Origin of the sequence: Paraburkholderia sp. CI3 (genome assembly GCF_050436505.1) — a bacterium.
In the GTDB taxonomy this organism is placed as follows: domain Bacteria; phylum Pseudomonadota; class Gammaproteobacteria; order Burkholderiales; family Burkholderiaceae; genus Paraburkholderia; species Paraburkholderia tuberum.
In genome coordinates, this window is the sequence record NZ_JBNDMI010000003.1 from 2,526,510 (window position 1) to 2,538,254 (window position 11,745).

Here is an 11,745-nt window from a genome sequence, read left to right on the forward strand (position 1 = left end):
CCGTGCCGTCATTCTTCCGGAGGCTCACGATGCGTGATAAGAGAAGCATGTCCGTGCATGTCAGCGTGATCGCGGCCGCGTTGTGTGGCGCGGCGCTCGCGAGCGCCGCGGTCCGGGCGGACGGCCCCGCGCTGCCGAACAACGACGGCGCGGACGGCGTGCTCAGGGTGTGCGCGGACCCGAACAACATGCCGTTGTCCAACGACAAGGGCGAGGGCTACGAGAACCGCATCGCGGCCCAGATGGCGAGCGACTTCGGCTACAAGCTCGAATACACGTACTTTCCGCAGCGCATGGGCTTCGTGCGCCACACGCTGCGCGAGAAGGAGGACGGCAGCGAGCGCTATCGGTGCGACCTCATCATCGGCGTGCCGAAGGGCTATGACATGACGTCGACGACGCAGCCGTATCTGCGCTCGACCTACGCAATGGTGCTGCCGAACCGCCCCGAGTTCGCGAGCATCAAGACGCCCGACGACCTGCTGAAGCTGCCGCCCGATCAACTGCACAAGCTGCGCTTCGGCATCTTTTCGCAAACCCCCGCGGTGGACTGGCTGCTCGGCCACAACCTGATCGACCAGGCGGTGTCGTACCAGGTGCAAAGCGGCGATCCGGCCGTGTACCCGGGCCAGATGATCGAACACGACCTGCGCGCGGGCAAGGTCGACGTGGTGTTCCTATGGGGGCCGATTGCCGGCTACTTCGCAAAGCGCGCCGGTGATTCGGTCAGACTCGTGCCGTTCCCGCCGGGGCCGGGCATCCGCTTCGACTACACAATTTCGATGGGCGTGCGCTACGGCGAGAAGGACTGGAAGGACAAGGTGGATCAATGGATCGGCGCGAATCACGACAAGATCGACAGCATCCTCGCGACCTACCAGGTGCCGATGCTCAAACCGGTCGACGCGCCGGCGGGCAAGCCTGGCGACGCGTCGCCATGACGCGCGCGGGCGGCGCCTGGCTGCGCGCGGCACGCGCCGCGCTGATGGGGACGCTGTGTGTGCTGTGCCTCGCGCCAGCCGCCGCGCGTGCGGCGAGTCCGGCGTCAGCGCCGGGCGGCGACGAGATCACGCCGGCCGAGCGGCTGATTTTTCTGACCGATCATCTGCACGGCGTCGCCGCGCAGACCGAACTCGACTACGCGCTGATCGATTCCGGGCAGCCGTCTCGCAGCGCCGATGTCGTCAAGGTGCTGGTGCTGAGCGAGAACAACGCGAAAGGCGACGCACAGGTGTCCGACCGTAGCGGCAGCGTGAACCTGCCGATCGGCGGCCTGCAGTGCAATCCGGCAATCATTTATTTTCTCGAACACGACATCGCGGAGATGCAGGGTCTCACCGGCGGGCAGCGCCGCTATTTCCAGCAGCGTCTGCGTCTCGCGCTCGCCGCGGGGCCGCAGATCGAGAGCGTGCCGAGTGAGGTCGGCGGCAAGCCGATCAGCGCGCGGCGCATCGTCGTGCGGCCTTATCTGAACGATCCGAACGCGGAGCGCTTCGCACAATACACGGGCAAGCGCTACACGTTCCTGCTCGCAGACGGCGTGCCGGGCCAGGTCGTGCAGATCCGCACCGACGTGCCGGGTCCCAACAACGACTTTGCGCATCCGGCGCATACGGAATCGTTGAGCTTTCAATCGGCACTGAACAAGTTGCCTTCGGGCAAGGCGCCGGCGAAACCGTCATCGAATGCGCCGCGAGCGAGTCGCTGAATCAAATGCAGAACGCGAGTTTCGCGACGAACCGGGTCAAGCTGAATTTCGTTCGCACGCTGACCCTGCGGCAGTTGCAGATTTTCGTCGTCGCGAGCCGCTATACGAGTTTCGCGCGCGCGGCCGAGGAGCTGCATCTGACGCAGCCGGCGGTGTCGATGCAGATTCATCAGCTCGAAGAGGCGGTCGGCCTGCGGCTGTTCGAGCGCATCGCGCGCAAGCTCACGCTGACCGAAGCGGGCGAGGTGCTGACCCATCACGCGAGCCGCATTCTCGGCGAAATCAAGGACACCGAAGACGCGATGATGTCGCTGAAGCAGGCCGACAGCGGCTCGATCAACGTGGGCATCGTCAGTTCGGCGACCTACTTCGCGCCGAAACTGCTGGCGATGTACTCGCATCTATACCCGAAGGTCGACGTGCACTTCTCGGTCGGCAATCGCGACGCGTTGCTGCGTCTGTTGCAGGACAACGCGATCGATCTCGCGATCATGGGCCGCCCGCCGCCCGAACTCGATACGACGGCCGAGCCGCTCGCGAGTCATCCTCAGGTGGTGATCGCGCCGCTCGATCATCCGCTGTGCGGCGCGCGCCGCTTCGATCTGCAGGAGTTGCGCCGCGACACCTTCCTGCTGCGCGAGCCGGGCTCGGGTACGCGCATGGCCGCCGAGGCGATGTTCCGGCAGCAACTGTTCACACCCGCGAAAACCATCACGCTCGGCAGCAACGAAACGATCAAGCAGGCGGTGATGGCGGGCATGGGCGTGAGTCTGATCTCGCTGCATACGTTGCAGTTGGAGTTGCGCACCGGCGAGATCGCGCTGCTCGACGTGAACGGCACGCCGATCGAACGCGCGTGGCAGGTCGTGCATCTGCGCACGAAGCAGCTTTCGCCGACCAGCATGATGTTCCGGCAGTTTCTGCTCGAGCATGCGGCGGTGCATCTGGAGCAGGAATATGCGCAGTTTGCCGGGGTGTTTGCGAAACCGCCGGTCGGCGCGAAGCGGTAGCGTCATGCGCGCGTCGGCTTGCTGGTGAACGACGCGTCCCAGGCGGCGTCGATGGCACAGTCTGTACCCGGCTGTCGTGACAGGCTGCCAACTTTTCGCATTCGATTTAACTCTTGGCTCCCGTGCTCACGATCGGCATAAACCATGCTTGAACGGAAGGCTGGCGAGCCTTGAAGCGCGTCGACGTTCGAGCGTCGTGCAAATAAACGCCAGCCACCAGGGAAGGGGATCGCAGCGATGGTTTCCGGCGAGCAGCTCCAGGATTGGCGTTCCCACGCCCAGCGGATCGAAAACGAAGTCGCGAGAGTCGTCGTCGGTCAGCAGCAAACGCTGAGGCTTATCAACGTCGCGTTGTTCGCACGCGGCCACGTCCTGCTCGAGGGCGGCGTCGGGGTCGGCAAGACGACCGTGTTGCGGGCGTTCGCGCGCGTGGTCGGCGGCGATTTCGAGCGCGTCGAAGGCACGATCGATCTGATGCCGGGCGACCTCGTCTATCACACCTATGTCGATGCCGACGGCAAGCCGCGCATCGAACCGGGCCCACTGCTGCGCCACGGCGAGCAGCTGACCACCTTCTTCTTCAACGAGATCAATCGCGCGCGTCCGCAGGTGCAATCGCTGCTGTTGCGCGCGATGGCCGAACGTTCCGTGTGGGCGTTCGACCGCGAGCACCGCTTTCCGCACATGACCGTATACGCCGACCGCAACAAGGTCGAGAAGGAAGAGACCTTCGAGCTCGCGTCGGCGGCGCGCGACCGCTTCCTGTTCGAGCTGAACATGCCGACGCCGACCGACGAGGACGCGCGGCGCAGCCTCGTCTTCGACACGCGGTTCCACGACGTCGACGGCCTGCTCGCGCAGCTGACTCCGTCGATCGTGGCGTGGGAACAGTTGAACCGGATCGGCGCGGCGATCCAGCAGGGCGTGCAGGCGAGCGAGACGATCGAGCGCTACGTGCACGACATCTGGCAGGCGACGGAAACGCCGGCGCGCTTCGGCATCGCGCTCGACGGCGTCGACATGGAGCAGCTGATTCTCGCGGGCGCAAGTCCGCGCGGCATGAGCGCGCTGCTGCGGGCCGCGCGCGTGGTCGCGTGGCTCGCGGGACGCACGCATCTGCTTCCGGAGGACATTCACGAAGTGCTGCTGCCGGCGCTGGGGCATCGGGTGTTCTTCACACCGATCTATGAGCTACGCCGCCAGGAGCTGGCCGAGGCGCTGATCGCGCGGATCGTCGCGAACGTCGCCGTGCCTCGCTGACCGGCGGCGCGCGCACCACGATGAACGACACCGCGGAATTCCACTACCGTCTGCCGATGCGCGCGGCCGGCGCGCGGCCCGGCTCGCATCCGGGCTCGAGCTTCGGCTCGGGTCAGCAGTTCGCGATGCACGGCCGGTTGTTCGACTACCCGGACCCGCGCCGGCTCGATCTGCGCGCGAGCTTGCGCGCGGCGCGCGACGAGTGGCTCGTGCGCGTGCATTTGCAGCGCGTCGCGGTGCCGGTGTTCGTGATCGTCGACGTATCGGCGTCGATGCGGTTCGGCAGCCGTAAAACGAAGCTGGAGGTCGCCGCCGATTTCGTCGAAGCGCTCGGCCATAGCGCGTTCCGGGTCGGCGACCGGCTCGGCATGCTGGCCTTCGATGGTGGCGAACGCGACGATCTGTTCATGCCGGCGCGCACGGGGCGGGGCACCGGCTCGCTGCTCGCGAGCATGCTGCGCGAACGCGCCGGTGAAACGGCTGATCGTCAGGCGAATGGTCAGGCAGAACGTCAGGCAGAACGTCAGGCCGGACGCGCGGCCGTCGAAGGATTGCGGCGTTGCGCGATCCGTATCGCTGGACGCCAGGCGCTCGTGTTCGTCGTGTCCGATTTCCACTGGCCGCTCGCGCGACTGTCGACGGTACTCGACATGCTGGTGCATGCGTGTGTGGTGCCGATGGTCGTGTGGGACGCGGCCGAGATCACGCCGCCGCACCACGCGTCGCTGCTGGCCGTCAACGATGCGGAGTCCGGCGAGGAGCGTCGCGTGTGGCTTTCGCGCGATGTGCGCGAGCGCTGGCGCGAAGGCGTCGCGCGCCGTCGCGACGAACTCGCCGCGGGGTTCGGCGCGCGCGGCATCCGGCCGTTCTATGTCGAAGGCGCGTTCGATCCGGAAGCGATGTCGCGCTACTTTCTGGAGATGACGGTATGAGCGCGCGCGGTGTGCGCGGTGGCGTCGCTCGTCGGGCGGCGCTGCATATGCTGATCGCGTCGCTTTGCGGCGCCGCGAGCGCGACGGCCAGCGCCGCCGTGGTGACCGCACTCGTTCAGGAGCCGCGCGCGTTCGGCTATGTGCTCGGCGATGTGCTGACGCAACGCGTGCTGCTGGAGGCCAACGATCGGGACATCGGCGCGGTCACGCCGCCTTCGGTCGGACGCACGGGCGTGTGGCTCGAACGCCGGCCCGTGACGCTCGAAACCGATGCCAACGGCCGCAAGTGGATGGTGATCGCGTATCAGGTCGTCAACGCGCCGCAGACGCTCACGCAGATCACGTTGCCCGCGTTGACGTTGACGTCGGCGGCGGGCACGCAATTGCAGGTCGCCGAATGGCCGGCGAGCATCGGACCGTTGACGCCGCAAACCGCGTTCGCCGCAGGGGATTTGCAGCCGCTGCGGCCCGATCGTCAGGCACCCATGCTGGGCACAGCCGGCTGGCGTCGGCAGATCGCGTGGGCGCTCGGCTTGCTGCTCGTGACCCTGCTCGCGTGGGCGAGCTGGTGGTGGGCGCGCAACCGACGCGAGGCGGCACGGCTGCCGTTCGCGCGTGCATGGCGGCAGATGCAACGGCTGCCGGAGGCGCCCGCTGCTTCATCGAACGATGCGTGGGTCTGCCTGCATCGCGCACTGAACGAAACCGCCGGCCAGGTCGTGCATGCGACTTCGCTATCCGCGTTGCTTGCGCGCGCGCCCTATCTGCAACCGCTACGCGCGCAGCTCGAACGTTTCTATCTGGCGTCGTCCGAGCGCTTTTTCACACCGGCGCCGAAGGCCGTCGGGAATCCCGGCGAGCTTTCGTTGCACGCGCTGTGCCGTGCGTTGTATCGGGCGGAGAGGCGCCATCAGCGATGACCATGAGCCTCGATTTCGCCCTGCCGTGGATGCTGGTGCTGCTGCCGCTCGCCGCGCTGCCGCTGCTGCGGCGACGCAGCGACACGCTGGTGTTTTCGAGCGTCGCGTGGCTGCCCGCCGACGATCTCGGGCGCGCGGCCGGCTGGCTCGTACGCGGCGGCGCGGCACTGGCGATCGCCGCGATCGTCGTCGGGCTGGCGGGGCCGGGGCGCTCGCAGTTGCAGGTGCTGCGCACCGGCAGCGGCGCGCAGATCCTGATCCTGATGGACCGCAGCGCGAGCATGGACGAGCCGATGGGCAGCAAGGGCGTCGAGGCGCCGCGCGGCGACTCCAAGAACCACGTGGCGCGCGCCGCGTTGACGCGCTTCGTCGAGCAGCGGCCCAACGACCGGCTCGCGTTCATGATGTTCGGCACCAACCCCGTGCTGGCGATGCCGTTCACGTACAACCATCGCGTGATCGAGGCCGCTGTCGCGGCGACGGCGATTGGCCGTGGCATGCCGGACACCGAGCTCGATCGCGGCATGCTCGCGGCGATCGCGCAGTTCGACGGGCGCCTGTCGTCGGGCCGCCGCGCGATCGTGCTCGTCTCCGATGGCGGCGCGTTGCTCGACGAAACGATGCAACGGCGCATCGAGGCGGGACTGCGACGCAACCAGATCGCCCTGTACTTCATCTACTTGCGTAGCAGCGTCTTCAGTCCCGATCTGAACGCGACGCAGCCCGTCAGCGGAACCTCGGCCGAAGCGCAGCTACATCGCTTCTTTCTGACGCTCAGGACACCGTATAGGCTGTTTCAGGCCGAAGACCCGAAGGCGATGATGGCGGCGATCGCGGAGATCAACCGGCAGCAGAACGCGACGACGACGTTCGTCGAGCATCTGCCTCGCCAGGACCTGAGTCTGTACTGTTTCGCGCTCGCGCTGTTCTGTTCGGCGATGCTGGTGCTGCTGCACCAGTTGCAGGTCAGGAGCTGGGCATGAAGCGCACGCTGATCCATACGCTGTTCGGCACCGTGGCGATCTGTTGCGCCGCGTGGGCCGCGTATGGCTTCGTTCGTCTGCAGCACGCGGAGCGCGTCGATCAGGCCATTCTCGCGACGAACGCCGCTTCGCGCGACCAGCCCGCCGGCGACGACGCGCGCGAGGTCCAACTGGCCCGCGCGATAGCGCTGTCGAAAGCGGGCGCGTATGACGCGGCAGCGCGGCTCTATAACGGTCTGATCCCCGAGGGCAGCCCGCCTGACGATGTCGGCCGCGTGGCGCTGTTCGATCTCGGCAACCTGTACCTGCGCGAAGGCAGCGGCGACACGGCGCAGACGGTCAGGTCTCTCGCGATGATCGGTGAGGCCAAGGCGCGCTACCGTCTCGCGCTGCGCGCGGCGCCCGACGATTGGGACGTGCGCTACAACCTCGAGCGCGCGCTGTGGCTTGCGCCGGAAACGCCGTCCGCGCTCGCCGGGCCCGATGTGAAAGAGCAGCACAACGTCAAGCTGCGTGACCCGCAGAGCCAGGACTTGCCATGAGCGGCGTCTCGCGCGAGCGCGGCTTCGCCAGATGGCGTCACGCATTGACGCCGCTCGCGCTCGTCGCATTGATCGCGGCGGTTGCGATGCCGGACGTCACTTTGCCGCGCAACACGTTTAACTACATCGTGACGTTCGATATCACGCAAAGCATGGACGTCGAGGACGTGGTGCTCGACGGCGCTCCGGTCAGCCGGCTCAAATTCGCGCAGGCCGCCATGCGCGACGCGCTCGGGCGCTTGCCGTGCGGCTCGAAGGTCGGCTGGAGCGTGTTCACGGGGCAACGGGTGTTGCTGCTGATGGCGCCGGTCGAAGTCTGTGGCAACTACGACGCGCTGCTGGTGTCGCTCGACGGCATCGACGGGCGCATGCGCTGGACCAACTGGAGCCGCATTGCCGAGGGCGGTGTGTATTCGGCCGTGCGGGTCGCGCAGGAGGTCGGCGGCGGCGCGGCCATCGCGTTCGTCACCGATGGTCAGGAGGCGCCGCCGGTATCGGCGGCGCGCCCGCAGATGGAGGGCATCAATGCCGCGCGAATCAGGGGCTGGCTGATCGGCGTCGGCGGCGACCAGCCCGCGGCCATTCCGAAGACCGACGCCGACGGTAACCGGATCGGCTACTGGCAGGCCGACGACGTGATCCAGGCGCCGCCGACGCCAGGCTCCGGTGTCGAGGCGCAAACGCACGAGGAGTTGTCCGAATTGCGCGGCGAGTACCTTGCGTCGGTGGCGGGGCAGACTGGCCTCGACTACCGGCGCCTGCTGAACGTGACGTCGTTTGGCGATGCGCTGCTCGATGCGCGCTTCGCTCGCCGCGAACCGGTGCCGACCGATCTGCGCTGGTGTCCAGCGCTGCTCGCGTTGCTGCTGCTCGTCGCGCGCTTCATGCCGGATGCCGTTCTCGCATGGCCGCGCGCCTGGCGAAAGCGCATTCGAACGAGCGTTTTGCAGATCGCGCCGGCATTCAATGGCCGGCCGACACGAGTCGACTGACTCACGCAGGCGCGAACGTTGACGCTGCAACGGTTGAAGGTGCAGGTATCCAATCGAGCAGCGTAGTTGCTTGCGAAACCTCGCAAGAGTTGCCGGGTTCGACCGACTCACGAGGCTTGCGCCAGAAGGTCTTGCCGGTCTTCGAGGTCGGAGAGCGTTGCCAGGAATCATTCTCAATCGGTCCACTTCGACGTCGACTCCAGCGCTGAGTCGCGAAGGCGCATGCGCTCGCCACACACGCGACGTACCTCACACTTTGACCTACCAGTACGCCAATGACTGACTACAATGTCTGAGTGCAAGCGACGCTGCAAGGCGCTCGGTTCGACGGGAGCGCCGTGTCATGTGACATTTCAATTCCTTCACTGGAGGCATGCGATGACGTGCCAAAACGAGAGGATTGTCGGAGCGGTACTCGTCTTGGTGAGCGGCTACGCGTTTGCGGGCGGCCCCTTCGGCGATGTGCCGCAAGCGATGATGGTCGCCAACATCGTCGCGTCGCCCGTCGAAGTCGTGCCGCCGATTCCCGAGCCTCGGCACTACTTCGAGCAGCAGCGCTATGCGATGGAGTATCACGGGGATCAGGGCAAGCCGTTCTTCGCGCAAATGGAGAATTACTATAGTGTGGACGTGACGCGCGATGTCCAGCCCGGCACTGCGAAGGCATTGGTGTCGTCCGGACCGGAGTTCGCGCCGGTGTCCGAACCGGTGTCCGAACCGGGCGCAAAACCTGCCGCGCAAAATGCTTCGAATCCTCTGCATCTGGGTCCATCTACCGCGCCGCAATTGTCCATCGTTCAGATGAACAGTTCAGTGTTGTCGATAGGCGCGTCACCGCAGCGACGCTTGTCCTTGACGATCGACGACTGGGTGTTCTCCGGCACCGCGCGCGTCGCGATTCTGCATTCTCACGATACGGGCGCGACGCTGATCGTCAAACGTCGCTACTGAGTGATGTCGGACGGCCGCGCATGTCACGTCGACGAGTCACGTCGACGAAAAGCGCTCGCGATACACCTGCGGCGCCACGCGCAGCTGACGCACGAAGCTGCATCGCATCGTTTCCTCGCTGCCGAATCCACACCGCGCCGCGATTCGTTTGATCGACCAGGATGTCTCGCTTAGCAAGCGCTGTGCCGCTTCGATGCGCAACTGCTCGACCGCGCGGGCCGGCGTGCGGCCCGTTTGCGCCTTGTAGTGGCGCATGAAGCTGCGCTCGCTCATATGAAGCCTTCGCGCGAGCGCGGGGACCGACAGGTCGGATGCGAGATGCGACGTCATCCATGTATGCAATTCGCCGAAACGGTCGTCGGCATGTTGCAGCGACAGCGTCGCGCTGAACTGCGACTGACCCCCCGGCCGCTTCAGAAACACGACGAGCTCGCGCGCGACATCGAGCGCCAACGCGCGCCCGTGATCTTCTTCGAGCATGGCCAGCGCGAGGTCGATGCCGGCGGTGACGCCCGCCGATGTCCAGATAGCCCCGTCGCGAATAAAGATTGGATCGGCTTCGACGCGCAGGTGCGGATACGCCTGCGCGAGCTCGTCGCAACGCCCCCAATGTGTGGCGACGCGGCGGCCGTCGAGCAGTCCCGCCTCGGCGAGCAGGAAAGCGCCCGAGCAGACCGAGGCAACGCGTCTGCAATGCGGCGCATGGCGCTGCGTCCAGCGAATCAGACGCTGATCGGCCGATGCCTGACGAATCCCCCAGCCGCCCGGAACGATCAGCGTATCGACCGGCGCTTTCACCGAGCGCAGCGAACCGGCGAGTACCGCAAGTCCCGACGACGACGTGACGGGCCCGGCTTCGGCTGCCACGACGCGGGGTGAGTAGAGTTCGTCGAGCCCACGCTGCGCGACGAGTTCATTGGCGGACGCAAATACCTGCAGCGGACCGCTGACGTCGAGCAGTTGCATGTTGGGGAAGGCGAGCAGCACGATGGAGGGGGGAGCGCTGGACATATCGTGTGTAACAGGGGCTGTAAGAGAGCGCGCGCGTGGCAGAAAAACTGGGGTTAATGGCAGTCTTGCCAAATCCTACGCGCATAGAATCAGTCCGTCCACCTGGAAGACGCGGCGGATCACGCGTTTCGATTTCTCCCTGAATAAGGTATCCGTATGAACCTGCAAATCGGTTTTCTGGTATTTCCGAAAGTACAGCAACTCGATCTGACTGGCCCACACGACGTACTTGCATCGTTGCCGGGCGCCACGATGCATCTGATCTGGAAGACACGGGAGCCCGTGGTGTCGAGTAACGGGCTCGTGCTGACGCCGGGCACGACCTACGAAAGCTGCCCGCCGCTCGACGTGATCTGTGTGCCAGGCGGAAGCGGCGTGACCGACCTGTTGCAAGACGAGCAAACGATCGACTTCGTTTGCCGACAGGCCGCGAGCGCGCGCTACGTGACGTCGGTCTGCACCGGCGCGTTGCTGCTTGGCGCGGCCGGCTTGCTGCGCGGGCGGCGCGCGACGACTCACTGGGCGTTTCACTCGCTGCTTGAACCGCTCGGCGCGATACCGACACATGCGCGTGTGGTCCGCGATGGCAATCTGATTACCGGCGGCGGCGTGACGGCGGGCATCGATTTCGGGTTGACCGTCGCGGCCGAACTGGCGGGCGTAGAAGAGGCGCAGGCGATCCAGCTCGAACTCGAATACGCGCCAGCCCCGCCGTTCGACGCGGGCGATCCGGCGTTGGCGCCGCAAGCGGTGGTGGAGCTGGTCCGGCGACGGTCGGCGGAAGGCCTGGCCGCGCGGCGCCGGGTGGTGATGGAGATCGCGCAGAGAAGCTAAGTCTTGCATGCGGGTACGGGCATTCCATTAAACTGTGTGGCTCTACCCGTTTCCGCCAGTCGGATTGATGCGATGAAGTACGGCGAATTATCCCGGGGGCACTCCCCATGCGCGTAGGCAAGCCCGTCAAGGCACTGCCGCAGCCGTCATGCGACTACTGCGGCAACCGTGCGTTGCTCGCGCGTTACGGCGACGAGTCCTACCCCTATCGCAGCGATCAAGGGCCGCTGTGGATCTGCACCGCATGTCAGGCGTGGATCGGCGTTTATTCGCGCAGCAAACACAACCTGCCGCTCGGCCGCCTCGCCGACGCAACGTTGCGCGAGTCGAAGAGCAAGCTGCACGATGCGCTCGAACCGCTCGTTGCCGGGAAGGTGCGCCGCGATGGTGTCAACGCGTTCGAAGCCCGCGCGAAAGCGATCCGGTGGGTCGCGACCGAGCTTGGCTTCGATCCGGTTCCGGCGAGCATTCACGCGTTCACGCCCGAGCAGTGCGAACAGGCGCTGCGTTATGTCGAAGCTTTTATCGAAGCTCGGCGTGCGAGATAGCGTGATATCCCCAAGCGACTAGCATCCTTTCATTCCTCCAATACCACCCCGCCA

At 66.0% G+C, this 11,745-nt stretch carries 13 protein-coding genes; 12 read left to right on the forward strand and 1 reads right to left on the reverse strand.

Annotated elements, in window-relative coordinates; translation table 11 throughout:
* Nucleotides 1-29 precede the first annotated feature (29 nt).
* The 10 genes from OKW29_RS20270 (at nucleotide 30) to OKW29_RS20315 (ending at nucleotide 9,298) form a co-directional block, all read left to right on the forward strand.
* Complete coding sequence (locus tag OKW29_RS20270; protein ID WP_184039159.1) at nucleotides 30-941, forward strand: substrate-binding domain-containing protein; 912 nt, start codon at nucleotides 30-32, stop codon at nucleotides 939-941.
* Entirely contained in the window at nucleotides 938-1,708 is a 771-nt protein-coding gene (locus OKW29_RS20275) for a hypothetical protein (RefSeq protein ID WP_429292280.1), read from the forward strand. Before OKW29_RS20270 ends, OKW29_RS20275 begins: the two co-directional genes overlap by 4 nt.
* 5 nt (nucleotides 1,709-1,713) lie before the next feature.
* The gene (locus OKW29_RS20280) at nucleotides 1,714-2,718 is read left to right on the forward strand and encodes a LysR family transcriptional regulator (protein WP_429292281.1); all 1,005 of its coding nucleotides are present in this window, start codon (nucleotides 1,714-1,716) and stop codon (nucleotides 2,716-2,718) included.
* 237 nt (nucleotides 2,719-2,955) lie between these two features.
* A complete protein-coding gene (locus OKW29_RS20285) occupies nucleotides 2,956-3,978 on the forward strand; it encodes an AAA family ATPase (RefSeq protein ID WP_429292282.1) in 1,023 nt (340 codons plus the stop codon).
* Nucleotides 3,979-3,998: 20 nt separating this feature from the next.
* The gene (locus OKW29_RS20290; protein WP_429292283.1) at nucleotides 3,999-4,910 is read left to right on the forward strand and encodes a DUF58 domain-containing protein; all 912 of its coding nucleotides are present in this window, start codon (nucleotides 3,999-4,001) and stop codon (nucleotides 4,908-4,910) included.
* Nucleotides 4,907-5,830 carry a calcium incorporation protein MxaA gene (locus OKW29_RS20295; protein ID WP_429292284.1) on the forward strand — a complete coding sequence of 308 codons (924 nt, stop codon included), beginning with the start codon at nucleotides 4,907-4,909 and terminating at the stop codon, nucleotides 5,828-5,830. The genes OKW29_RS20290 and OKW29_RS20295 overlap by 4 nt, the downstream gene beginning before the upstream one ends.
* The gene (locus tag OKW29_RS20300; RefSeq protein WP_429292285.1) at nucleotides 5,827-6,813 is read left to right on the forward strand and encodes a vWA domain-containing protein; all 987 of its coding nucleotides are present in this window, start codon (nucleotides 5,827-5,829) and stop codon (nucleotides 6,811-6,813) included. Before OKW29_RS20295 ends, OKW29_RS20300 begins: the two co-directional genes overlap by 4 nt.
* Complete coding sequence (locus OKW29_RS20305; RefSeq protein ID WP_429292286.1) at nucleotides 6,810-7,355, forward strand: tetratricopeptide repeat protein; 546 nt, start codon at nucleotides 6,810-6,812, stop codon at nucleotides 7,353-7,355. The genes OKW29_RS20300 and OKW29_RS20305 overlap by 4 nt, the downstream gene beginning before the upstream one ends.
* Nucleotides 7,352-8,347: an MxaL protein gene (locus OKW29_RS20310; RefSeq protein ID WP_429292287.1), complete on the forward strand. Its 996-nt coding sequence runs from the start codon at nucleotides 7,352-7,354 to the stop codon at nucleotides 8,345-8,347. The genes OKW29_RS20305 and OKW29_RS20310 overlap by 4 nt, the downstream gene beginning before the upstream one ends.
* A 378-nt stretch (nucleotides 8,348-8,725) precedes the next feature.
* Nucleotides 8,726-9,298 (forward strand): hypothetical protein, encoded by a 573-nt coding sequence (locus OKW29_RS20315; RefSeq protein WP_429292288.1) that lies wholly within the window; start codon nucleotides 8,726-8,728, stop codon nucleotides 9,296-9,298.
* A 36-nt stretch (nucleotides 9,299-9,334) separates the two neighbouring features.
* Here the strand turns inward: OKW29_RS20315 and OKW29_RS20320 are convergent, their stop codons facing one another.
* On the reverse strand, nucleotides 9,335-10,309 hold the full coding sequence (locus OKW29_RS20320) for a GlxA family transcriptional regulator (protein WP_429292289.1): 975 nt from the start codon (nucleotides 10,307-10,309) through the stop codon (nucleotides 9,335-9,337).
* 156 nt (nucleotides 10,310-10,465) lie between these two features.
* On the opposite strand from OKW29_RS20320, the gene OKW29_RS20325 reads away from it, so the two are divergent.
* Both OKW29_RS20325 and OKW29_RS20330 read left to right on the forward strand, forming a co-directional pair.
* Nucleotides 10,466-11,143: a DJ-1/PfpI family protein gene (locus OKW29_RS20325; protein ID WP_187629703.1), complete on the forward strand. Its 678-nt coding sequence runs from the start codon at nucleotides 10,466-10,468 to the stop codon at nucleotides 11,141-11,143.
* Nucleotides 11,144-11,250: 107 nt separating this feature from the next.
* A complete protein-coding gene (locus OKW29_RS20330; protein ID WP_090809124.1) occupies nucleotides 11,251-11,691 on the forward strand; it encodes a zinc-finger-containing protein in 441 nt (146 codons plus the stop codon).
* The last annotated feature ends 54 nt before the right edge of the window (nucleotides 11,692-11,745 follow it).